Origin of the sequence: Pseudomonas sp. 22072, assembly GCF_052046095.1 — a bacterium.
Taxonomy (GTDB): Bacteria; Pseudomonadota; Gammaproteobacteria; order Pseudomonadales; family Pseudomonadaceae; genus Aquipseudomonas; species Aquipseudomonas paracarnis.
The window spans coordinates 61,328-84,632 of sequence record NZ_JBQEQE010000004.1 but is presented as its reverse complement, the minus strand read 5'-3'; the positions used below and the strand labels follow the sequence as shown (position 1 = coordinate 84,632).

Sequence of the window (23,305 nt, the reverse complement as noted above, 5' to 3'; positions counted from 1 at the left end):
CAGGCTCTGTTAAAAGCTCCAGTCCACAGCCTGAACCAACTGGCAGAACGGCCCATTGAGCGTGGCATTATGATGAGCCACGATGGCCTCGGCTTTCATCAATGGCGTGTCAGAACAGGTATGACCGTCGGCGATCAGCACCGCATCGAAGCCGAGGTCACGTACGGCACGGCAGGTGCTGTCGACGCAGTATTGCGTTTTCATCCCAGTGACCACTACGCCGGTGGCGCCGCTGGAGCGCAGATTGTCCGCCAGGTCAGTCATTGCAAAAGCGTTAGGCCTACGCTTTTCGAACACCACTTCCCCACCCAGCAACTTCAGTTCCTGCGCGATCAGCGTAAGCGGGCTGCCCGATTCGATTGGCGAGCCAGCGGGGCCGATGTGACGCGCGAGAAAAATCGGCGCGCCTGCGCTGCGCGCGTTGTCCATCAGGGTATTCAGCGTTTCCAACAGCTCGTCGCAGCGCCAGGGTTTCTCCGGGCCGTGGATGAGTCCGACTTGGATATCGAGTATCAACAGGGCGTACATAGGTGCATCTCCTTGCGTGTGAACCAGCGACACAAGGCATAAAAAAAGGCCCTGTCCATCGCTGGCGAGCCTTTGAAGTGTTCGTTTGTTATTGGCTCACGACACCTCGCACGCTCCGCTTGATGCGGTCGTGGTGGTGGTTGTCGAGGTCAGGCAATAGGCAGTCATGGGTTGACACTAGCAGTGTGGTGGATGGAATGCCAAGTACAAAAAAAGTCCTTGGGCGTCTTTTCTGTTGATGCCAGGGGAAGCTGAAAAGCTTTCTCATCTTATTAATTTATATAAAGAATAAAAATATTAAAAAATTGAGCCGGAATATTTTGTAAGAAGTTTCCTCATTTTTGGTAGGCTTTTGCCATCAGTCGAGAGGAAATGGAATGCCCGCAGTCATCGTTGAAAACGACACATCGCAGTGGCAAGACGAGACCGGTGCTGTCTATCACTTCCCCAAACGGTACCAAGCCTGGCTCGCTGAAGGAACCGAAGTGATCTATTACAAAGGACGCATCAAGGACAAAACCTTTGCTTCTGTCCGCCTCAGCGCCGATCCGCATTATTTTGGTATGGCACGCATCGGCAAGGTCTACGCAGACCGGAAAAGTGATAAGGGTGACCTTTTTGCTTTGATCGAAAATTTCGCTCCGTTTGAAGGCGCTATCCCCTCGAAAATTAAAGGAGCGTACCTGGAGACGATCCCCGCTACTCGAGTGAACAACTATTGGCGTGACGGGGTGCGGCCCATTTCCCAACTGGATTACGATGCAATCCTAAGTCATGCGAAGCACCTATCTTCCCAGGCTGACCAGGGCACACCAAATATCGAAGGCGATCCATTGACCTTTGAATCGGCCAATGAAGGCAGCAAATCAAGTTACTTTGGAACCCGTTACGAACGCCGGAAAGATCTAAGGGTGAAGGCCATTGCTATCCACGGGCTTGACTGCAAGGCATGCGGCTTTGATTTCGAAAAGGCGTACGGCGAGCACGCGAAGGGGTTCATTCACGTTCACCATATAGTGCCGATTTCGGACTTTGGTGGTGAGAAAGCCGTGAATCCTGAGACTGACCTCGTTACGTTGTGCGCCAACTGTCACGCGGTGGTCCATCGCAAGCGGGATATGACGCTGAGCGTTTATGAACTGAAAGGCATGTTGCGCGGGCGATGGGTAATCGAGCGTTAGTTTTCTGCTGTGTTCAGCCTACGGTTTTTTTGTGAGGCTGAACCCTGGGTAGTGACATTCTACCGGCGGGCCCATTAGCCGTTACTGTACCCGGCAAGTCGGCCCTCAAAGTATTGCGCGGTCTCCTGATCAGTACAGTACAGGTAGCAGCCTTTCATCCCACGAGTCATCAATGTTCGATACGTGTTTTTGATGATCAGGTCTGTCTCTTGCTGCGCCAGAGCAGGTTGCTTCTTCATCAGCGTCTTCCAGCCACGAATCGATTTGTCGTTCTTATCTCGCTCATGCGGCGACGTCACCACCTGCCCATCACGCACGACTAGATCTGGTCCGATGATCACTCCAATATAATCAACTTCCAGCCCTTGGCAGGTGTGGATACAACCGACCTGTTCAATGGAATTCTCAGCGATGATCCACAAGCTGCCATCCTGATCCAGATTCCATTGGCGTGCGTAGTCATTGCCGATAACGATGTCAGCGGCTTTGGAGTCTTTCTTGCTGAGCCAAGGCCAGCAGTAACCCGCGACAACGCGAGCTTTGTTTCCGTGGTTTTTCTGCTCGATAGCCGCATGCATCGCCTGAGGGGAGTCGAACACCTTGAACTCATACCCGCTGGTATCGAGCAGCGGGTTGGCTGTCGAGTGAATCTCCAATACATCATCCAACCACGCCAGGTAGCCATCAGAGCCACTGCAACGGAACTGGGAAGATAGTATGTATTCCTCCACAGTTGCGCCTTTTGCTTCGGCAAAGGCGCGGATAGCCTGCTTGTTACCAATGTCGTTCAAAGTCACGCGCTGGTCTTCGTCAATGAAGAAAATCGAGCATTTCGCTGATTTGATCAACTCATTGATCTGGTTTTCACCCAGGTTTCCGTAAAGCCCGCTTTTCGCATTGAGCCTGTGAGCTTCGTCAACGATGAGTGCGTCATACGTATTGGGCGCGGTATCGATGAAGGCTCCCGACCCGGAAAAAAAGTTGGAGAAATGGCTACGTTTGACGGTGCCAACCAGCTTGCTTTCGTACACCTTGCGCGGCGCAGCATTTTTTGAGACGTACTTGCTCAACAGCTTCAAGGCGGTGAGCCTCACCAGCAAGTTGATCGCTAATACTGTTTTGCCGGTACCCGGACCGCCTTCGATGATCAACACTTTCGGCGCTTCAATAGAGGCCTCACTTGCGGCAGCGAGCACCGACTCGAAGATTGATTTTTGATCATCAATCAATACGAACTCAGGCTTGCCTGTCATTAGCCCACTCAGCGCCTCTGCCAGTGCTTTGGACGGGCGAATCTTCCCGCTGGCGAGTTCGTAAAGAACCTCCTTGTTGTCGCCATGAATGATGTGTTTCTTGAGGAAACTTCGCAGCTTTGCAAGCTCTTCGGGGCCCTTCAGGAACAAGGGCGCTTTGCTGGTATAGGCTTCGTAGTGAGCAGAGTTGATGATGCCATCACTGACATAGTTATGGAGGTAGGCACAGGGGCGTACTTCGATGCTTTTGTCGTAGACGGCTTCGTTGAAGCCCTCTAGCAGCGCGGCGTACGACCAGACCTGGTAGGACGGATGAATAGTTTCGACAAGACCTCCACCCAGCGCCGTTTTGACAATTGCATCCTTGGTGGTTGCGCTGGCCTTGCTCCATTGCTTCAGTTCGATCAATACCGCATTTTTAGCCTGATTCTCATCGCGGCCTGTCAGCAAAAAGTCGATTCGCTTCGATGACTGAGGGATATGCAGTTCAATAGCCAGGCCGGCGCTGTTGGGCAGGCCGTCGTCTCGAAGCACCTTGGCCATATAAGCCAGTGAACCCTGCCAGGATCTAATCTCCGAAGCTCCTACCTTCTTGCCGGTGGCTTCTTTGAAGTGCCTGAGGATCACATCTTCAATATCGTCGTTATCGCTATCTTTGAGGAATTGTTGTTTGGTGGCAGCGTAAACGATCACGAGTGGTCCTTAGAGCCCAATGGGTCAGAGTTGGTCATACTTTTTGCTGGTGCTTTTAGCTTTGTCGACAGGGTATTTCTGCCCGTTCAGGGCGAGCTTGCTTGTCACAGCTTCGTTGAGGTCGACGCCCAGCACGCTGGCCAAGCGGACCAAGTACATAAGCACGTCAGCCAGTTCGTCCTTCACGGCCTGGGCGGTTTCGGGACGATTTGCTGAACCCGTTGATTCAGCCTCGCTCATCCATTGGAAAATTTCGCAGAGTTCACCTACCTCTCCTGTGAGCGCCAGGAGAAGATTTTTTGGTGAGTGAAATTGCTGCCAGTCGCGATCATCGGCAAAGCGCTGCAGCGATGCTGCAAGATTCTTCACGTCGACCAACTGCTCGAGTGTTCCATCTACCTTACTCACAGACTCGCCTCTTGGTGCCAGCGGTTAATGTGACCGAGGAGACACGTCAGAATTTTAGAGATGGATTGTAAGAGCTTTCCTTTTGTGCGCGAGGTTTTTGTTCGACAGGTGGCTGCTTGTACCTTGGGTTCGACGTGCTGGGGGAAGCCCTGCAGCTTGCTGGCGGAAGACGCTAGCCAAATATTATGGGGCGCATGCCTAGCATCCCTCAGGGCTCGGAGGTTTAGGACACCTACCTTCTTATCTGGCTCTGAAATCACCTACAAAATTCGTAACTGATGTCGAACTCAACCAGCACAGCTAGGCCTTCAATGGAATTTTCGGGAAGTCGCCAGACTTGGGGTAGGCCGTAGTTGACGCTGGAGGTCACGGCATTTACTTGATTTCAGGCACAAAAAGACGTCCGTAGACGTCTTTAGATGATGAAGTGGTGGGCCGGGGGTAATCTGAATTGGCCTCCTATACTATTGATTAGTATAATTAACTTTTTTTATTTTTATTGGAATACCAATTGGAATACCTCACGAGATAGCCATGCTCTGGCCCGTCGCTTGTAGTCAATTTTACACCCTTGCTCTCATCTATGATCAGGGGTGATCTTCCTGCCGCTGTCGGGACACAGGTTACGCTTGATAAAAAGCTGAAGGTGGTGGCTGGCAGAAACCGGCCAGAAGCGGACCTCCACCCTTCTAAGGGGAAGGTTGGCAGTTCGAACCTGCCCTGGGACACCATATTTTTCAATGCTTTCGGACCAGGAAGGTCGTTTTCTTCTCATGCGGTGACAGCAGCGTGACAGCAAACTAGATGCTCCTGATTACTCCTCTCTATACTTCTGCTGAGATTTCTTCCCTATTCTCAGCTCTCAGACCCTGACGACGCTGAAATTGAATCAGTCCTTCTGCGCCGTAGCGGGATAAACAAAGCGCGCGCTTCGCAGCTTGTTGCGGATTGACAGCATTACCCTACAAAACGCCTGATCCTTCCTTCTTGTGATTGCAAAAAGCCTCTATTGGTCTAGAGTTTATAGATCGAGCAAAAAAAGCGATTTTTTGTCTAGGGGGTCAAGGATGCCGAGAATTTCTCTCACCGACGTTGTAGACATCATTTCCAAGTCGGGAACTCCCAAGGCAACAAAAGTCAGTCAAATAAAATATCGCCAATCTTATTCTCCTCAGACTGACTTCTATAAGGCTCTCAGGGAAGGCATTGTTTCAGTTCACCAGAACAGTCATTCGAAAAAAGAACTTTACGAAATTCTGAAATTTCTCACTGATGAAAAAAAGATAAAAAATTATCCGAAAGCCATCCAAGGTTACGAGAAGTGGTGGGGGAAAAAGAATATTGCTTGGAATGCGCCGTTCAGCTCGAATTATAGCTGTCAAGGTATTGATATTGGAATTAATCCGGAGCTAGGTCTCGTCATTGAAGGCGAGCCGTTTCTAATAAAACTGTATCTCAAAGATGAGCCTCTGCAAAAGCTCCGCATAGATATTGTCCTCGCGTTGATGGTGACCGCACTATCTGGGGGGGCAGTTGCAGACTGTAAAATGGCGGTACTTGATGTCAGAAATGGAAAGCTATTTTGCAGTTCTAATGACTCTCTTTCGCAGGCGAAACTAATGAAGATGGTTAATGCGGAGCTGGCATACGTGTCTGCGCTTTGGGATCAAATATAGTTCTCAAGATTATTCAGTAGTCGATGAGTTCTCAAAAAGCGGTCAGTGTTTTCTCGTGGATTAAGGGATTTATGAAATTATCGAAGCGCTTCAGTCTTTCAAAAACTCAGTTTGAACTCGATTTTGTGGATATTGATACTGATCTTGATACTAGGCTGTTTGTTGACCCTTATTTGTTAGGGCTTAGACCGGATCGCTGGTCAATGAAGGCATCTAGTTCTGTGAGATCTTTTTTCTCACATTTTTTAGATCTTGTTCGTGAAGGAAAGGATGAAGATGCTTTTGAGTTGTTTTCACATCTTCATGAACCAAATGAAACTTGCTTGGGGCTTTCTTCGGGTAAGCCTAGAGGTAATGGTATTGGAAGTGAAGATGCAAAAAAATTATTTGAAAGCATCATGGGCAGCAAGGCGATAAAGTCTGGAAAAATTACTGATTTAGAGGACTTCAGATTATTCATCCCAGGCATTGGGAAAGATAAGGTATCTGACATGACTACCAACCTCATTAGGGGGAGTCTCATTGCCTACACGCAAGCTCAGTGCAAATTACACGGCATTGCTTTGACTGCTGGTGTGTCTGCGGGGCCGATCTGGGATGCCTCTAAGAAAAAATGGACGTTTTCTCATGAGGATACATTACTGGTGGAGGGGAAGAAGATCCTTCTAACACCGAAAGGTATCGTTTCTTATAGCAAGGCTTATGCACCTGAAAACTACTACAATATGCACGTGTTGGAGTATCTTCAGCACGAGCATATAAGGTCTGGCAGTATATGGGTTGAGCACCGTAAAGATGGGACCCCTTATATATCCAAAAAGAGCTTAAAAGAGAATTTCGTTAAGAAGTTCAGCAAAGAGTGGTTGTTTGAATTTACAGAAAATCATCCGTTGGTTTTTCAGTCGTTCAGAGAGCAGCAAGCGGAACAGGTAAGACCTCTACCATCTGACTCAATTGATACAAAGTTGAATTTAAATGTTGTGGTTGATCACTTGATTTCTAGACTTAACGCTATCAAACAAGGTGCTGCAACTGCTTCGGAGTACCACAAGACCATAGTTGGTGTGCTGGAGATGTTGTTTTATCCGAGTGCATCTTCTCCAGTTCTTGAGGCCGAGATCAATCAAGGTAGGAAGCGGATCGATATATACTTTGAAAATTGTGCTAAGGAAGGCTTTTTCTACAATCTCCATATGATTAATAAAATCCCTTGTCCGTATGTGATCATCGAATGCAAGAATTATACTAAGGATATACAAAATCCTGAGCTCGATCAGATGATCGGAAGGTTGACTGTTAATCGCGGCATGCTTGGGGTCATAACTTGTAGGGAAATATCTAAAAAGGATCTGTTCATTGAACGGTGCAGGGACTCATTCAAGAATGGTCACGGCTTGATAATACCGTTAACTGACGCTGATTTGATTGTTGCACTTGAAGGTCTCAAGTTTGAAAAGAAAACTCCTCTTGAAGATATATTGAACGATATAAAAAATCGAATAATAATGTCTTGAATGTAGTAGACCCCCGCAACATGCGGCATGTAATCGCTTGACGCGGGATGTTCATGATGTTGATGAGCATCCCGTAGCTGTTTTTGTTCACGCCGGGGAGGGATGTAAAAAAGCACTCACTGCAACAGCTGCAATCGAATGCTTAAAAAAAAACGCCATGGAAAAGCACTTATCCCCCTCCCGCCGACGCGCTTCGTGTTCATTTTTATTGCAAGCACAGGTGTAGTGCAAACCATCCTCCAGCCCAGGCGGGCCGTGGGGCCTCCCAGGCAATCGTCAATTTCATTTTGTGCAAAGTTTTGAAAGAAAATGACAAACCATTACACAGACTGCGCCCCCTTCAAGGCGGCGTTTCGGAAAAGGGGACGGATTTGAATGGCACTTACTTAACAGCTAACCGGCTGATCTGATTGTAAAAAATGAAAAAAGGCCGCCCTTGGTCTACGGTGATAGTTGTGAACACACACCACTGGAACAAGGACAGCCCGCGTGAATCGTAGACGTCAAATCGTCAGGCATCAACAGCAGCGCATTCAGCAGCACGCCAGAAACAGCAATACCCATGCGTTCTTTAAGCTGCTAGCCGATCCGGCGCTGCTACATCGTGCCGAGTCAGTGATGCCCAAGCATCGTCAACGCTTGTTCCCGCCGACTGAAACACTGTCGATGTTTCTGGCTCAAGCCATGAATGCCGACCGTTCTTGTCAGAAGGCCGTGAATGATTTTTCGATCAAACGTTGCTGCGATGGGCTAAGCCCCAGCAGCGTGTACACCGGCGCTTATTGCAAAGCACGGGCGCGGTTACCGGTAGGATGGTTTCAACATTGTTGCGCTCCACGGGATCAACGATGAGTAAAAACGCGTCACCATCCTGGCGCTGGATGGGGCGTCCGGTGCGCCTCTTAGATGGCACCACAGTGGCCCTGCCAGACACTGCGGCCAACCAAGCTGCCTATCCGCAGTGGCGTGGTCAGAAAGCAGGACTAGGTTTCCCCATCTGCCGTTTGGTAGGAATCATTTGCTTGGCCAGCGGTGCTGTTTTAGATGCCTCGCTGGGGGCGCTTTCGAGGCAAAGGTGGCGATGAACAGACGCTACTCAGGACGATGCTCGACACTCTGAATCGAGGCGACATTGTGTTAGGCGATGCCTACTACGCAACTTACTTTCTGCTGTGCGAACTGCAACGTCGTGGGATCGATGGCGTGTTCGAGCAGTATGGCGCCAGGCGGCGCAGTGCCGACTTTCGGCTCGGGCAATCGCTGGGGCCGGAAGATCATTTGGTTGAGCTGAAAAAACCTGGGAATCGACTTCCTGGATGAGCCAAACTTATTACGACGATGCGCCTGAAACACTGACAGTGCGTGAGCTGAAAACCGCCGGAAAAATCCTGGTGACCACCTTGAACTGCCCGCAGCAAGTCCCCAAAGCGAGGCTCAAATCACTATACAAAGACCGTTGGCATGTTGAGCTGGATCTGCGCAATATCAAAACAACGCTGGGGCTTGATACGTTGAGCTGCAAGACGCCTGGCATGGCTGTAAAAGAGTTGTGGGTGTATCTGTTGGCGCATAATTTGATTCGGATGATCATGGCCAAATCAGCGCTATTGGCTGATTGCTTGCCACGCGAGCTTAGCTTTAAACATAGCCTTCAATTATTCCTTGCGATGCAGCAGTACAGCTCCGACGAACAGGACGATAGGGTGCAGGATTTACTCAAACTGATCGCCAGAAAACGTGTCGGAAACCGGCCGGGACGGATTGAGCCTCGCGCCATAAAACGAAGGCTCAAGCCTTACCCGATGCTGATGCAGACGCGCTCGGCGGCTAGGGCCGAGGTCAGGAGAAATGGACACCCGAAGAAGGTTAAGTAAGTGCCATTCGGCACGGACTTATTTTTCACTGGATTCCAGGCACAAAAAAAGACGTCCATGGACGTCTTTAGATGATGAATTGGTGGAGCCGGGGGGATTTGAACCCCCGTCCGCCAGTACTCCGCTGTCGGTACTACATGCTTAGCCGTTTCTATTAAGTTAACCCTCAGCGACCCGAAGGGCAGGGTGCTTTGGGCGAGTTGTGTAAGTTTTAGCCGCTTCGTCCACAACGTACTGCACGGCGATTCTGTTCTATATGACAATCACTTTGGGTTTACAGACATCCCCTGGTGATTGCTGGACCCGAAGGTACCAGAAGCTCAGGGCTAAGGCTGCTTACGCAGCGAGAGCGAATTCCTGGCCGTAGTTTTCGTCATTGGCAACTATAAGAAGTTGCAACAGTGGATTTACGAGTTCTGTTACCAACTCGGCATGCACCTAAAGTTTCGCGACCGGCGTCGAATCCTAAACGGCCCCGTGCTTGTAACTCGTTGTTTCTTAGTGAGTGACAAGCCTTTGCAGTGTACGCCAAAACGTCAGCGAAGGCCAACCCGAAGGTTGGCCCTCTCGCTTATTGGCCGCCTTTCTCGCTGTTCTGCAGGTCTTGCAGGGCCTTGGAGGTGATTTCGATGCACTTCTTCTCGTCACCGGCGGCGTGGGCGGCCTTGGCCTGGGAGACGGCGGTGTCTATTTCGCCACTTTTACCGCTGGTGTCGGTGGCGAGCAGGGCTTTGCCGTTGTTGATTTTGTCCAGGTTGATCTGGCACAGGTCTTTGTCACCGGCGGCGAAAGCGGGGGAGGCGAGCATCGCAGCGGTCATGAACAAGCCAGCAAGAGCGGAACGCTTCATAGGGTGTCTCCTTGCGCAAAAGGGCTCGACGCTGCTGGCGTGCAACCGCTGCCAGCGACATCACTGATGGGCCTCGTTTGTCGAGGCCTATGCAGATGACTGCGCCGGTGCGCCAGGGTTCGGTTTTTTTGCCGGGTCAGTGGGCGCGGGCGCGGGTGACGCGGTCTACCAGGTAGACCAGGCCGTGGTAGTCGATGCCGCCATGCTGGCTTAGGCCGATCTCGCAGGTGCGGCTGGTGGAGATGCCTTCGCTGCAATATTGCACGGCGTCCTTGAGCGAGCGCAGGGAGTGGGCGTTGAGTTCCGGGGTGGTGAAGCCTTTGTCGCCGGCAAAGCCGCAGCAATGAATGCCTTCGGGGATCACCACGGTTTTTGCGCAGCGTCTCGCCAGTTCGATCAGTGCCTGGCTCTCGCCCAGATGCTGGGTGCTGCAGGTGACGTGCACTGCGATGGGCGCTTCCTGGGGTGTGAAGTCGAGGCGGTCCATCAGGTGGGTGCGGATAAAGCGCACGGGGTCGTAGAGGTCCAGGCGCGTTTCTCCCAATTCTTGCACCAGGCGCAGGGTGCAGGGGCTGGTGTCGCAGTAGATCGGGTCGAGGCCGCCACGGCTGGCGTGGAGCAGGGCGCCGATCAGTTCCTGGCGCTTGTGTTCGGCCTGCTCGGCGTAGCCTTTGGACGCGAAGGGTTGGCCGCAGCAGAGGCTGTCTTGGTTGTCGGGGAAGACTACCTGGTAGCCGGCTTTTTCCAGCAACTGGCGGGTTTTGTCGTACAACGACATTTGCTCTTTATCACCGGCTGCCGGGCCCATAGCGCGGGAGACGCAGGCGGCCAGGTAAACCACGCGTGGGCGCGCGTCCGCCACTGCCGGGCTGAAGCGGATGGCTTTTTCGGGCTGTGGCATGGCGTTGGTCCACTGCGGTATTTGCCCTTTGGACAGCTTGGTCAGCGTGCTCGAGAGCTTAGTCAGCCGTGGAGCACCCAGCAGCATGCGTGCGCCATTGGCGACGTGCAGGGTAAAGCGCGCACCTTGCAGCGCGGTGGCGAAATGGCTGGCGAGCCAGTCGGCGGTTTTCGTACGGTCGGCTTCGCGGCTGCGTAGCTTTTTCACCAGGTCGCCGGTATTGATGCCTACAGGGCAGCGTTGCGCGCATAAGCCGGTGGCGGCGCAGGTGTCGATGCCCTGATAGTGGTAGGCCGCCTCCAGTTCGGTGGTGTCCACGCCTGCGCGTTTTTTCGCCTGGATGTCGCGCCAGATCACGATGCGCTGGCGCGGGCTCAGGGTCAGGCCTTTTGACGGGCACACCGGCTCGCAGAACCCGCACTCGATACACTTATCCACAAGCTCATCGGCGGCGGGCAATGGCTTGAGGTGCTTGAGGTGGATCTGCGGGTCTTCGCTGAGCACCACGTCCGGGTTGAGGATGCCGTTGGGGTCGAGCAGGCGCTTTAGCTGCCACATCAGTTGATAAGCGTCGCTGCCCCATTCCAGTTCGACGAAAGGGGCCATATTGCGGCCGGTGCCATGTTCGGCCTTCAGCGAGCCACCGAACTCCACGGCCACCAGTTGCGCGACGTCGTCCATGAACGCTTGATAGCGTGCGACTTCTTCGCTGCTGTTGAAGCCTTGAGTGAACACAAAGTGCAGATTGCCTTCCAGGGCGTGTCCGAAAAGGATGGCTTCGTCGTAGTGATGTTTGTCGAACAGTGCGATCAAGCGATTCACGCCAATCGCCAGTTGTTCTACCGGGAAGGTCACGTCTTCGATGATCACGGTGGTGCCGGTTTTGCGCACGGCACCTACGGCCGGGAAGGTGTCTTTGCGGATGGCCCACAGGCGCGCGTTTTCCAGTGGGTCTTCGGTGAAGTCGACTTGTTGCTCCACGGGAAACGCCGCCAGGGACGCCATGATCCGCGTCAGTTGTTCGTGCAGCAGCGATGGCGAAGCGGCGCGGGATTCGATCAGCAGTGCGCAGGCGTTTTCCGATAGGTGCTGTACGAAAGCGGGCATGCCCGGTTTGTCCTGCACCGAGCGCATGCTGCGTCGGTCCAGCAGTTCAACGGCGGAGACTGGCTGGGTTTTCAGCACGGTGACGGCGTTGCAGCAGGTTTCGACATCCGGGAAGACGATCAGCGCCGAGGCTTTGTTGGGGTGATCGATCACGGTGTCGTAGGTGACCGCACTGATAAACCCCAGGGTGCCCTCGGAGCCGACCAGCAGGTGGCTGAGGATATCCAGCGGGTCATCGAAATCCACCAGGGCGTTGAGCGATAGGCCGGTGGTATTTTTCAGACGGTATTTGTGGCGGATCTTTGCCGCCAGCTCAGTATTTGCTCGTGTCTCGCGGCCCAATAAGGCCAGGCGTTCAAGCAGTGCGCCATGTGACTGGCGGAAGGCTTGCACGCTGGCGGCATCTTCGGTGTCCAGGCGGCTGCCATCGGCCAGTACCAGGCGGATGCCCGCCAGGGTGTGGTAGGTGTTTTGTGCCGTGCCGCAGCACATGCCACTGGCGTTGTTGGCGACGATACCGCCGATCTTGCAAGCATTGATGGACGCAGGGTCCGGGCCGATCTTGCGCCCGAACGGTGCGAGCCAGGCGTTGGCCTGGGCGCCGATCACACCCGGTTGCAGGCGGATCTGGGTGCCTTGCCCGCGAATTTCGCGGTGGTTCCAGTTATCACCCAGCACGATCAATACCGAGTCGCTGATGGCTTGGCCCGAGAGGCTGGTGCCTGCGGCACGGAAGGTCACCGGTACGCGGTCGCGCTGGGCCAGTTGCAGCAGAGTTACCACTTCGTCTTCTGACTCCACGCGAATCACCAACTGTGGGATCAGTCGGTAGAAGCTGGCGTCGGTGCCGAAGGCGAGGGTGGAAAGTGGATCGTCGAAGCGGCGATCTTGCGGGATCAGTTGTGCGACGTCGCTCAAAAAAGCAGCAGGCAGGCTCATCGGTCCTCCAGAAATAGCAGACGCCGGAAGGATGCCCCGGCGTCGATTCTTACCCTATTACGTGCAGGCCTCAGTGCACCAGCATACCGGTGAACCAGTACGCCTGCGCCAAGGTGATCAGCCCGACGATGGTGGCAAAAAACAGGCTGTGCTTGAGGGTAAAGCGGAACAGGTCGGATTCCTTGCCCACCAGGCCGGTGGCGGCGCAGGCCACGGCGATCGACTGTGGCGAGATCATTTTGCCGGTCACGCCACCGCTGGTGTTCGCGGCTACCAGCAGGGTGTCGTTGACGCCGATCTGGTGAGCGGTAGTGGCTTGCAGTGAGCTGAACAGGGCGTTGGATGAGGTATCGGAGCCTGTCAGGAAAACTCCCAGCCAGCCAAGAAATGGCGAGAAGAACGGGAAGGCGGCGCCGGTGCCGGCCAGAACCAGGGCCATGGTCGAGGACATGCCGGAGTAGTTGGTGACGAAGGCGAATGCCAGCACCATGCCGATGGACAGGATCGGCCAGCGCAGCTCAAAGAAGGTCTCTTTTAAAGTGGTAAGACCAGTTTTTACGTCGATTTTCAACACCAGCATGGAGACCAGTGCCGAGAAGAAGATCGCAGTGCCGGTGGCCGAAATCGGGTCCAGCTTGAAGACGGCCGGGATGGCGGTTGGGTTGGTCACGATGGGCGCGACTTTAACCACCAGTTGATCCAGGTGCGGGATCGCAAAATTGAACACCCAGCCGTACATCGAACCGCCCGCGGCGAACAGGGCTTTGAAGGGTTTGAGGGTCCAGATGGTCACCAGTACGGTGAGGATCAGGAACGGCGACCAAGCCTTGAAAATTTGCCCCAGGCTGTAGGGCGAAACCACGGTGTTGCGCGGCAAGCCGAAGCCGCCGGCGCTGGAAGTGACCGCCACGCTGGAGGTGGCGCCGGCAATTTGTGCGCCTGCGGTGCGCTTGGGTTGCCAGACTTTCAGGAACAGCGTCAGGGCAATCAGGCTGGCGAGTGCCGAGGTGATGTCCGGCAGTTCCGGGCCAATGAAGTTCGAGGTGAAATATTGGGTGACGGCAAAGCTCAAGCCGGCCACCAGGGCTGCAGGCCAGGTTTCGCGAACGCCGCGCAGGCCGTCCATCATGAACACCAGCCAGAACGGCACGAACAGCGACAGCAGCGGCAGTTGGCGGCCGGTCATGGCGCCAATCTTGAACGCGTCAATACCGGTGACCTGGCCGGCGACGATGATCGGAATGCCCAATGCGCCGAAGGCCACAGGCGCGGTATTGGCGATCAGGCACAGGCCTGCGGCGTACAGCGGGTTGAAACCCAGGCCTACCAGCAGCGCGGCGGTGATCGCCACGGGCGCGCCGAAACCGGCCGCACCTTCGAGGAAGGCGCCAAAGCAAAAACCGATCAACAACACCTGCAAGCGCTGGTCGTCGGTGATCGACAGAACGGAGCTGCGGATGATTTCGAACTGGCCGCTCTTGACCGTCAATTTGTACAGGAATACTGCCGCGACGATGATCCAGGCGATGGGCCACAGGCCGTAGGCAAAACCATAACCGGCCGCAGCCAGCGCCATGTCTACCGGCATCTGGAAGGCGAAAATGGCGACCAGGATCGACAGGGCCAGGGTGATGCTGCCGGCCACGTGGCCTTTGAGGCGGAACACGGCCAGCGCCAGGAAGAAGAATACGATGGGAATGACGGCGGCCAGTGCGGATAGGCCGAGGCTGCCGAGTGGGCTGTAAAGCTGTTGCCAGGTTTGCATATGGGGTGGCCCCTGATTGTTGTTGTTTGGTGAGCTTGGGTAATTGGTAATACCAATTTACAATCGCTGTGGGCTAGATTAAGAGCCGGGGCAGGGGTGTGTCAATTTGCCGCCTGCGAAACTTTGGTCGTAGGTCGGGAGGCGGAGTGTTCTGATCGGCGAAATTGAAGGCGTTCTGATAGGTGCTGCCGGCACGTCGATAGGCCAGAATAGGGGCCCCGGCGAGTGGTCGGGATGGTGGAGAGTGAGTTATGGGGTTTGATCAGGTGCGTCAGCGCCGTTTGTCTGACGATATTGTCGAGCAGCTTGAGGGGATGATTCTCGAGGGCACGCTGAAGTCGGGCGAGCGCTTGCCGGCCGAGCGCGCGTTGGCTGAGCGCTTTGGTGTGTCGCGCCCGTCGTTGCGTGAGGCGATTCAGAAACTGGCGGCCAAGGGGTTGCTGGTCAGTCGCCAGGGCGGTGGCAACTATGTGGTGGACTCCCTAGGTTCGACCTTCAGCGATCCGCTGCTGCACTTGTTGGAAAGCAATCCCGAAGCGCAGCGCGATCTGCTGGAGTTTCGCCAGACCCTTGAGGCTTCGTGTGCCTACTACGCGGCGTTACGCGCCACGGAGGTTGACCGTGAACGGCTGACCGCAGCGTTTGAAGCGTTGCAGGATTGCTATGCGCGCGCCGACGAGGTGAGCCGAGTGGAGGAGGGTGCTGCGGATGCAAGGTTTCACTTGGCGATTGCCGAAGCCAGTCATAACGCCGTGTTGCTGCACACCATTCGCGGGCTGTTCGACCTACTCAAGCGTAACGTGGTGACGAATATTGGTGGCATGTACCAGCAGCGTACCGAGACCCGCGACATGCTGATCAATCAGCATCGGGACTTGTACCTGGCCATCATCGAGGGGCGGGCGGAGCAAGCGCGCGAAGTCTCGACACGGCATTTGCTGTATGTGCAGGAGGTGTTGGAGGAGGTGCGTCAGGAGGTTCAACGCGTGGCTCGGGCGGAGCGACGCAAAGGGATGTAGCCCGCGTGGGCTACACCGTCACAAGGATTACTCTTCCTTGCCTTTGTTGCGCACGGCGCGATGCAGTTCGCGATTGGAATCGCGCTCGCGTTCGGTGTCGCGCTTGTCGTATTCCTTCTTGCCCTTGCCCAATGCGATCTCGCATTTGACCAGGTGCTTGCTCCAGTACCAGGACAAGCAGATGCACGCGTAGCCTTTTTGCTGCACGGCTGCGGCGAGCTTTTCGAGTTCGCGGGCATTGAGCAACAACTTGCGCGTACGCACCGGGTCGGCAATCACGTGGGTGCTCGCGGTGGTCAACGGGGTGATATGACTGCCAAGCAGCCATGCCTCGCCATCCTTGAGCAGCACATAACTGTCGACCAGCTGCAGTTTGCTGGCACGCAGACTTTTTACTTCCCAGCCGGCCAGGACCAGACCAGCCTCGAACCGATGTTCGATGAAGTAATCGTGTCGCGCTTTTTTATTTTGCGCGATGGTCCCTGTGGGGTGTTTCTTTTGTTTAGCCATAGGGGCGGCATTATAGGGAGTTGCGAGCGTGTCGGCTACGGTCAACCTGTGTGCTTGAGCGAGTTGGACGAATCCCGGACAATGCGGGCAGTTCTTTGGTTTTTTTCTCTCGCGGATTGGGCTGTTCTTTCGCGATGTTTGCCTTAAGCAGTGGAAGTAACGCTCACATGACGACGCATATTCAACGTTCGGCCCTGTTGCCCTATCCGGCCCAGGCGCTCTATGACCTGGTCAACGACGTGGCGCGTTACCCAGAGTTTCTGCCTTGGTGCTCGACAGCCGAGGTTCTGGAGAGCAGTGACGAGCACATGGTTGCCAGTGTGGGGGTGGCCAAGGGCGGCCTCAGCCAGCATTTTGTGACCCGCAATGTGCTGGTGCCGGGCCAATCCATCGAAATGAACCTGCAGGAAGGGCCGTTCACCCAGCTACATGGCGTGTGGGTGTTCAAGGCGCTGACGGACAAGGCCTGCAAGATCAGCCTGGATCTTTCGTTTGATTATGCCGGGCCGATTGTTCGTGCGACGTTGGGGCCTTTGTTCAATCAGGCAGCCAATACCCTGGTGGACGCGTTCTGTCAGCGCGCCAAGCAACTGCATGGTTGAGATTGAGGTGGTGTTCGCCGCCGAGGATCGCCAGGTGTTGCTGGGGGTAAAGGTGGCTGAAGGCACTAGTTTGCGCGAGGCGGTGCGAGCGTCGGGAATGGCGGCCCATTTTCCTGATGTTGATCTGGCTGATTGCCCGGTGGGTATATTTGGCAAGGTTGTCGCGGATGCCGGGACGCGTTTCGTACAAGCGGGCGACCGTATTGAGATCTACCGGCCTTTGCTGGCCGACCCTAAAGAGGTGCGCAGGTTGCGTGCGGCCAAGGCGGCATTGGCCAGGCAAGCGAACTCTTGAGCTTGCCAAATGGCAGCCTAGCTATCTGGAGCGCCGCGATCCAACTGTGGGAGCTGGCTTGCCTGCGATGACGCCCTGATAGCCAGCGCATATCTACCTGATGCCCGCGATCCAAATGTGGAAGGGGGCGGTTCCGATAGCGGATATGTACTCGATCTGATCCAGGATCCTGGTCGACTGTCAGATTGCTTTCGCAGGCAAGCCAGCTCCCACAGGTTCAGCGTCGCACCAAGGTTATGTAGATGCCTATGTAGATGGCAGGCAACAAAAAGCCCGGCATGCCGGGCTTTTTATCGAGCGCAAAATTATTGCGGGCTGGTGTCCAGAGGCTGAGGCGTCGGGACGGGCACGGTTTCCACGTTGTCGATGTCTTTCTGGATGGTGTCCAGCAACGAACCTGGCTTGGCCGGTACCTCGGATTTCGGTTTTTCGGCTTCTTGCGCAGGTGCGGTCACGTTGGCGCCGCTGTCCTTGCCCAGCAAGGCTTCATCGCGGCTTACGCCGGGCATGAAGTCACCGGACAGGCTCACGAGCTGGTCATTGCCATTGAAGATGACACTGACGCGCTCCTGCTGGCGTTCACCGCCACCCGGCTGCAGGCTGTAGAGATAATCCCAGCGATCGGCATGGAAAGTGTCGGTCAGCAGGGGATTACCCATGATAAACCGTACTTGCCGTCGGGTCATTCCCGGGCGTAACTGGTCTATCATGTCCTGCGTGACGACATTGCCCTGCTGGATGTCGATTTTGTAAACCCCGGGGAATGAACAACCGGCGAGTGCGAGCAGTCCCACAAAGGTGAAACTGGTTAGCAAGAGCTTGGTGTTTTGCATCGGTGGGCGACTTCCACTATCTTGGCTGGGACAACGTAAACGCCGATCATACCCGTATTAAGAGAAGCTGCGAAGCAGCATCCGCGAGAAAGCTAACCATGGTTGAAAATAGCGAACTACGCAAAGCCGGTCTCAAAGTGACTCTGCCACGAGTCAAGATTCTACAAATGCTCGATTCTGCTGAGCAGCGCCACATGAGTGCCGAAGATGTTTACAAGGCGCTGATGGAGTCTAATGAGGACGTCGGCCTGGCCACGGTCTACCGTGTACTGACCCAGTTTGAAGCCGCAGGGCTGGTGGTTCGTCATAATTTCGACGGCGGTCATGCGGTGTTTGAATTGGCTGACGGTGGTCATCATGATCACATGGTTGATCTGGATACCAACGAGGTTATCGAGTTCACCAGCCCTGAAATCGAAGCGCTGCAGCACAAGATTGCTGAAGAGCATGGGTTCGATTTGGTCGACCATAATCTCGTGTTGTACATCCGTAAGAAAAAGTAAAAATCGACGCAGTTTTGCTTTGCGAAACGATTGAAGGCGACCCTCGGGTCGCCTTCGTGCTTTCTATAGAGTGGAAAATATCGCTTCAAGCCTTCGCGGCCACCACCATTTTTTTCGCGTGAGCCAAGGACTCCTTGGTCAAGTCGATACCTCCGAGCATCCGCGCCACTTCTTCCACCCGTTCCGACTTGTTCAGCTTGGAGACGGCGGTGTGTGTCGCGTCACTGCCGCGCACCTTATGCACAAACAGGTGCTGATGCCCTTGGGCTGCCACTTGCGGCAAGTGCGTCACCGTAAGCACCTGGCCGCGATCCCCCAGGCGACGCAGCAATTGGCCAACAATTTCTGCGGTTGGCCCGCCAATGCCCACATCCACTTCATCGAATACCAGGGTGGGGACGCGTGAGGTCTGGGCGGTAATCACTTGGATCGCCAGGCTGATCCGCGAGAGTTCGCCGCCGGAGGCCACTTTGGCCAGGGCCTTGAGCGGTTGCCCGGGGTTGGCACTGACCAGCAGTTCGACGTGCTCCAGCCCATGGGGCTGCAATTCTTGGCTGGCGTTGGGATGCAGCTCGATGGTGAAGCGCCCGCCTGGCATGCCCAGGCGTTGTATTTCCAGTTCAACGGCGCTTGCCAGGCTAGTCGCTGCCTGCTGGCGCAGAGCGCTCAGCTCCCGGGCCTTTTCCTGATAATGACGGGCAAACGAAGCGAGCTCCTCGCCCAGTCGTTCGATGGATTCGTCGTTCGCGTTGAGTGTTTCGATTTCATCCAGCAGTTTTTGCTGCATGGCTGCGACTTCGGTCGGCTGGATTCGATGCTTGCGAGCCAGGGTATAAATAGTGTCCAGGCGCTCTTCTATTTCCTGCAGGCGAGCTGGGTCGGCGTCGAAATGGTCCAGGAAGCGATTGAGTTCGCCCACGGCTTCCTCGACCTGGATCTGTGCGCTGGTCAGCAGGGTGGTCGCTTCGCTCAGTGAGCCGGAAGCATTGTTCACACTGGACAGGCGGTTGAGGCTGGCGGTCAGTGCGTTGAGCACATTGCCGGAGTCGCTCTCGCTGCATTGCTCGACCACTTGGCGGCAGATGCCCAGCAAGGTTTCGGCGTTGGTAAGGTTCTTGTGTTCCTGCTCAAGTTGCTCCAGCTCTGTCTCACCCAGGCCAAGGCTTTCGAGCTCTTCCAATTGGTAGCTGAGCAACTGGTGGCGGGCGCGTTGTTCGTCGCCGGAGTTGGAGAGGAGTTCCAGTTCCTGGCGTGTCTGGCGCCAGCGTTGGGCGGCCAGTTGAACTTGCCGGGAAAGATCGGTGGCGCCGGCGTACTCATCGAGCAGGCGACGGTGGGTATCGGTTTTCAGCAGGGATTGGTGTTCGTGCTGGCTGTGGATATCGATCAGCAATTCGCCCAGGGCTTTCAGGTCGCCCAGTGGGCAAGGCGTGCCGTTGATATAGCCGCGGGAGCGCCCCTCGGCGGTGATCACCCGGCGCAGAATGCAGGGGCCTTCATTATTAAGGTCGCGCTCGGCCAGCCATGCTTCGGCTTCGGGGATGTCCGCCAGGTCGAAGGTGGCCAGGATGTCGGCCTTGTCGGAGCCAGGGCGTACCACGCCACTGTCGGCGCGGTCGCCAAGCGTCAGGCCGAGGGCGTCGAGCATGATCGACTTGCCGGCGCCGGTTTCGCCTGTGATTACGCTCATCCCGCGATCCAGTTCAAGATCCAGATGTTCAACGATGGCGTAGTTATGTACAGACAGGTGCACGAGCATGACGGCCGCTCCCAGGCTTTAGGTCTGGTTATTTATACAGTGTTTTGTTCAGGCCTGACAATCCTGACGCTTAGCTCGATTTGCTTGAGTCTCGAATTTTTTTAGCGCGATGTGGAATGAGCGAGAAGGAAATGATCCAGGTCAATCGAAAGACTTTTGGTAACGCCTGCGCCCTTGAACCTGAAAATTGTGGCCCCATATACCGGAGCAGAAGCGCGAGTTGAGTTCGCGCATGATTTTGAAAGGAGAAATCTATGGCTGACGAACAGACGCAGGATACGCAAACTCCAGACGCCAATTCGGCTGCCGGTGATGAACTGGCGACTCGTGTGCAAGTGCTCGAAGAGCAATTGGCCGCTGCGCAGGATCAATCGTTGCGTGTTGCCGCCGATCTGCAGAACGTCCGCCGCCGTGCCGAGCAGGATGTAGAGAAGGCTCACAAGTTCGCGCTGGAAAAATTCGCCGGTGACCTGCTGCCGATCATCGACAGCCTGGAGCGTGGTCTTGAGTTGTCCAACCCGGACGATGAAAACATCCGCCCAATGCGCGAAGGCATCGAGCTGACCCTGAAAATGTTCCAGGACACCCTGAAGCGTTATCAGTTGGAAGCTATCGATCCGCAAGCCGGCGAGCCGTTCAATGCTGAACATCACCAAGCCATGGCTATGCAAGAAAGCCATGACCTGGAACCTAATAGCGTGATCAAGGTGTTCCAGAAGGGTTACCAGCTCAACGGTCGCCTGATGCGTCCGGCAATGGTGGTGGTGAGCAAGGCTCCTGCACCCGTTGCACCTTCTATTGATGAGCAGGCTTGAAATTCGCCGCAAGGCCCCCATTTATAAGTCAAGCGTTTAAGTGCTACCGCAGTTAGCCAAAACTGCTGCGGCAACCAAATTCAAGTTTCGGGAGAGTAAATCATGGGCAAAATTATCGGTATCGACCTGGGGACCACCAACTCCTGCGTCTCCGTGCTGGAAAACGGCGTTGCAAAAGTTATTGAAAACGCCGAAGGCGCACGTACCACTCCGTCGATCATCGCTTACGCCAACGACGGTGAAATCCTCGTCGGTCAATCGGCCAAGCGTCAGGCGGTGACCAACCCGCATAACACCCTGTACGCGGTAAAGCGTCTGATCGGTCGTAAGTTCGACGAAGAAGTCGTACAGAAAGACATCAAGATGGTGCCTTACAAAATCGCCAAGGCCGACAACGGTGACGCCTGGGTTGAAGTGAACGGCCAGAAAATGTCGCCGCCGCAAATCTCGGCTGAAATCTTGAAAAAGATGAAGAAGACCGCCGAAGACTACCTCGGTGAAGCAGTGACTGAAGCGGTGATCACCGTTCCTGCCTACTTCAACGACAGCCAGCGTCAGGCCACCAAAGACGCCGGCCGCATCGCGGGCCTGGATGTAAAACGTATCATCAACGAACCAACCGCAGCCGCGCTGGCTTACGGTATGGACAAGGCCAAGGGCGACCACACCGTGATCGTTTACGACCTGGGTGGCGGTACGTTCGACGTCTCCGTGATCGAGATTGCAGAAGTTGACGGCGAGCACCAGTTCGAAGTGTTGGCCACCAACGGTGACACCTTCCTGGGTGGTGAAGACTTTGACATTCGTCTGATCGACTACCTCGTTGACGAATTCAAGAAAGAAAGCGGCATGAACCTCAAGGGTGACCCGCTGGCCATGCAGCGCCTGAAGGAAGCCGCTGAAAAAGCCAAGATCGAACTGTCTTCCGCTCAGTCGACTGACGTGAACCTGCCGTACATCACTGCAGACGCTACCGGTCCTAAGCACTTGAACGTGAAGATCTCGCGTTCCAAGCTCGAAGCATTGGTTGAAGATCTGGTTCAGCGCACCATCGAACCTTGCCGCATCGCGCTGAAAGACTCCGGTATCGACGTTGGCTCGATCAACGACGTGATCCTGGTGGGCGGTCAGACCCGTATGCCACTGGTTCAGAAGCTGGTTACCGAGTTCTTCGGCAAAGAAGCCCGTAAAGACGTGAACCCGGACGAAGCCGTTGCCATGGGTGCTGCCATCCAGGGTGCCGTACTGGCCGGTGATGTGAAAGACGTGCTGCTGCTGGACGTAAGCCCGCTGACCCTGGGTATCGAAACCATGGGTGGCGTGATGACTGCGCTGATCGAGAAAAACACCACGATTCCTACCAAGAAATCCCAGGTGTTCTCGACTGCCGATGACAACCAGGGCGCCGTGACTATCCACGTGCTGCAGGGCGAGCGTAAGCAAGCCGCACAGAACAAGTCCCTGGGCAAGTTCGACCTGGCTGAGATTCCACCAGCACCACGTGGCGTGCCACAAATCGAAGTGACCTTCGACATCGACGCCAACGGCATCCTGCACGTCGGCGCGAAAGACAAGGCCACCGGCAAAGAGCAGAAGATCACCATCAAGGCCAACTCCGGCCTGTCTGATGAAGAAATTCAACAGATGATCCGTGATGCTGAAACCAATGCTGAAGCCGACAAGAAGTTCGAAGAGTTGGCAGGCGCCCGTAACCAGGGTGACGCGCTGGTTCACTCGACGCGCAAAATGATCGCTGATGCTGGCGACAAAGTGACCGACGAAGAGAAAACCGCAATCGAAGCGGCAGTGGTTGCCCTGGAAGCCGCCATTAAAGGCGACGACAAGGCTGCCATCGAAGCCAAGGTTGAGGAGCTGTCGAAAGTCTCCGCGCCAGTTGCTCAGAAAATGTACGCCGAGCAAGGCCAGCCGGCTGACGGCGCTGCGCAACAAGCAGAGCCTGAAGCCAAGCACGACGATGTTGTCGATGCCGAGTTCGAAGAAGTTAAAGACAACAAGTAAGTTGTCGCCCGGTTGACCGCGCACAAGCGGTGACTGGTAGGATGTCGCCGCGCGGGAGCTTGCTCCCGCGTTGGCGTGTCTGGGGTATGCGAATTTTTACAGCATGCGACAACGCTCGGATGCTGGCGGTGTGAACGGGAATGCTCCTGCTTTCCGAATGACAGTCACCGCGTTTTTGGCCGGCTCCCTGGCTAAAAGCAGTAATGACCAGGATCGTTGAATTGACGTGAGTTGGGTCCGGGCCTGTATTGGGGCTCAACG

General features: G+C 55.0%; 18 protein-coding genes, 1 other RNA gene and 1 pseudogene. 10 read left to right on the top strand and 10 right to left on the bottom strand.

Going from position 1 to position 23,305, the window contains the following annotated elements; genetic code table 11:
- Nucleotides 1-9: 9 nt before the first annotated feature.
- The gene (locus ACTJLA_RS05510) at nucleotides 10-528 is read right to left on the bottom strand and encodes an isochorismatase family protein (RefSeq protein ID WP_313043847.1); all 519 of its coding nucleotides are present in this window, start codon (nucleotides 526-528) and stop codon (nucleotides 10-12) included.
- A gap of 377 nt (nucleotides 529-905) precedes the next feature.
- Between ACTJLA_RS05510 and ACTJLA_RS05505 the strand changes: the two genes are divergently transcribed.
- Nucleotides 906-1,709: an HNH endonuclease gene (locus ACTJLA_RS05505; protein WP_313043846.1), complete on the top strand. Its 804-nt coding sequence runs from the start codon at nucleotides 906-908 to the stop codon at nucleotides 1,707-1,709.
- A gap of 74 nt (nucleotides 1,710-1,783) precedes the next feature.
- Here the strand turns inward: ACTJLA_RS05505 and ACTJLA_RS05500 are convergent, their stop codons facing one another.
- The gene (locus ACTJLA_RS05500) at nucleotides 1,784-3,655 is read right to left on the bottom strand and encodes a DUF2075 domain-containing protein (protein WP_168224513.1); all 1,872 of its coding nucleotides are present in this window, start codon (nucleotides 3,653-3,655) and stop codon (nucleotides 1,784-1,786) included.
- A gap of 24 nt (nucleotides 3,656-3,679) precedes the next feature.
- Nucleotides 3,680-4,063 (bottom strand): nucleotide pyrophosphohydrolase, encoded by a 384-nt coding sequence (locus ACTJLA_RS05495; protein ID WP_054896136.1) that lies wholly within the window; start codon nucleotides 4,061-4,063, stop codon nucleotides 3,680-3,682.
- Nucleotides 4,064-5,130: 1,067 nt separating this feature from the next.
- Here ACTJLA_RS05495 and ACTJLA_RS05490 point away from each other — a divergent pair.
- From ACTJLA_RS05490 to ACTJLA_RS05480, 3 genes and pseudogenes are all read left to right on the top strand, one after another.
- Nucleotides 5,131-5,739, top strand: coding sequence for a hypothetical protein (locus tag ACTJLA_RS05490; protein ID WP_198848445.1), 609 nt, complete (start codon nucleotides 5,131-5,133; stop codon nucleotides 5,737-5,739).
- 71 nt (nucleotides 5,740-5,810) lie between these two features.
- On the top strand, nucleotides 5,811-7,253 hold the full coding sequence (locus ACTJLA_RS05485; protein ID WP_314551559.1) for a hypothetical protein: 1,443 nt from the start codon (nucleotides 5,811-5,813) through the stop codon (nucleotides 7,251-7,253).
- A gap of 489 nt (nucleotides 7,254-7,742) precedes the next feature.
- Nucleotides 7,743-9,127, top strand: a pseudogene (locus ACTJLA_RS05480) (IS4 family transposase).
- 80 nt (nucleotides 9,128-9,207) lie between these two features.
- On the opposite strand, the gene ssrA reads toward ACTJLA_RS05480, so the two are convergent.
- The 4 genes from ssrA to ACTJLA_RS05460 form a co-directional block, all read right to left on the bottom strand.
- Nucleotides 9,208-9,604, bottom strand: a transfer-messenger RNA (tmRNA) gene (gene ssrA / locus ACTJLA_RS05475).
- A gap of 94 nt (nucleotides 9,605-9,698) precedes the next feature.
- Nucleotides 9,699-9,977, bottom strand: a complete 279-nt coding sequence (locus tag ACTJLA_RS05470) for a hypothetical protein (protein WP_020301768.1) — start codon at nucleotides 9,975-9,977, stop codon at nucleotides 9,699-9,701.
- Between the two features lie 136 nt (nucleotides 9,978-10,113).
- Nucleotides 10,114-12,924, bottom strand: coding sequence for an FAD-binding and (Fe-S)-binding domain-containing protein (locus ACTJLA_RS05465; RefSeq protein ID WP_313043837.1), 2,811 nt, complete (start codon nucleotides 12,922-12,924; stop codon nucleotides 10,114-10,116).
- A gap of 70 nt (nucleotides 12,925-12,994) precedes the next feature.
- Nucleotides 12,995-14,689, bottom strand: a complete 1,695-nt coding sequence (locus tag ACTJLA_RS05460; protein WP_020301770.1) for a lactate permease LctP family transporter — start codon at nucleotides 14,687-14,689, stop codon at nucleotides 12,995-12,997.
- Nucleotides 14,690-14,940: 251 nt separating this feature from the next.
- Here ACTJLA_RS05460 and ACTJLA_RS05455 point away from each other — a divergent pair, with 251 nt between their 5' ends.
- A complete protein-coding gene (locus ACTJLA_RS05455; protein WP_014719963.1) occupies nucleotides 14,941-15,708 on the top strand; it encodes an FCD domain-containing protein in 768 nt (255 codons plus the stop codon).
- Nucleotides 15,709-15,735: 27 nt separating this feature from the next.
- Here the strand turns inward: ACTJLA_RS05455 and smpB are convergent, their stop codons facing one another.
- Nucleotides 15,736-16,218, bottom strand: coding sequence for an SsrA-binding protein SmpB (gene smpB, locus ACTJLA_RS05450; protein ID WP_003176160.1), 483 nt, complete (start codon nucleotides 16,216-16,218; stop codon nucleotides 15,736-15,738).
- A gap of 167 nt (nucleotides 16,219-16,385) precedes the next feature.
- On the opposite strand from smpB, the gene ACTJLA_RS05445 reads away from it, so the two are divergent.
- Nucleotides 16,386-16,820: a type II toxin-antitoxin system RatA family toxin gene (locus ACTJLA_RS05445; protein ID WP_003194226.1), complete on the top strand. Its 435-nt coding sequence runs from the start codon at nucleotides 16,386-16,388 to the stop codon at nucleotides 16,818-16,820.
- On the top strand, nucleotides 16,813-17,115 hold the full coding sequence (locus tag ACTJLA_RS05440) for an RnfH family protein (RefSeq protein WP_034126996.1): 303 nt from the start codon (nucleotides 16,813-16,815) through the stop codon (nucleotides 17,113-17,115). The genes ACTJLA_RS05445 and ACTJLA_RS05440 overlap by 8 nt, the downstream gene beginning before the upstream one ends.
- Nucleotides 17,116-17,420: 305 nt before the next feature.
- Here ACTJLA_RS05440 and ACTJLA_RS05435 read toward each other — a convergent pair whose 3' ends face one another.
- A complete protein-coding gene (locus tag ACTJLA_RS05435; protein ID WP_054896116.1) occupies nucleotides 17,421-17,948 on the bottom strand; it encodes an outer membrane protein assembly factor BamE in 528 nt (175 codons plus the stop codon).
- Nucleotides 17,949-18,046: 98 nt separating this feature from the next.
- Between ACTJLA_RS05435 and fur the strand changes: the two genes are divergently transcribed.
- Complete coding sequence (gene fur, locus ACTJLA_RS05430) at nucleotides 18,047-18,451, top strand: ferric iron uptake transcriptional regulator (protein WP_003194220.1); 405 nt, start codon at nucleotides 18,047-18,049, stop codon at nucleotides 18,449-18,451.
- 85 nt (nucleotides 18,452-18,536) lie between these two features.
- Here fur and recN read toward each other — a convergent pair whose 3' ends face one another.
- Nucleotides 18,537-20,210, bottom strand: coding sequence for a DNA repair protein RecN (gene recN / locus ACTJLA_RS05425; protein ID WP_314551577.1), 1,674 nt, complete (start codon nucleotides 20,208-20,210; stop codon nucleotides 18,537-18,539).
- A 254-nt stretch (nucleotides 20,211-20,464) separates the two neighbouring features.
- Here recN and grpE point away from each other — a divergent pair, with 254 nt between their 5' ends.
- Together grpE and dnaK are read left to right on the top strand one after the other, a co-directional pair.
- Entirely contained in the window at nucleotides 20,465-21,025 is a 561-nt protein-coding gene (gene grpE, locus ACTJLA_RS05420) for a nucleotide exchange factor GrpE (RefSeq protein WP_003194215.1), read from the top strand.
- Nucleotides 21,026-21,127: 102 nt separating this feature from the next.
- Nucleotides 21,128-23,044 (top strand): molecular chaperone DnaK, encoded by a 1,917-nt coding sequence (gene dnaK / locus ACTJLA_RS05415; protein WP_014719959.1) that lies wholly within the window; start codon nucleotides 21,128-21,130, stop codon nucleotides 23,042-23,044.
- Nucleotides 23,045-23,305 lie beyond the last annotated feature (261 nt).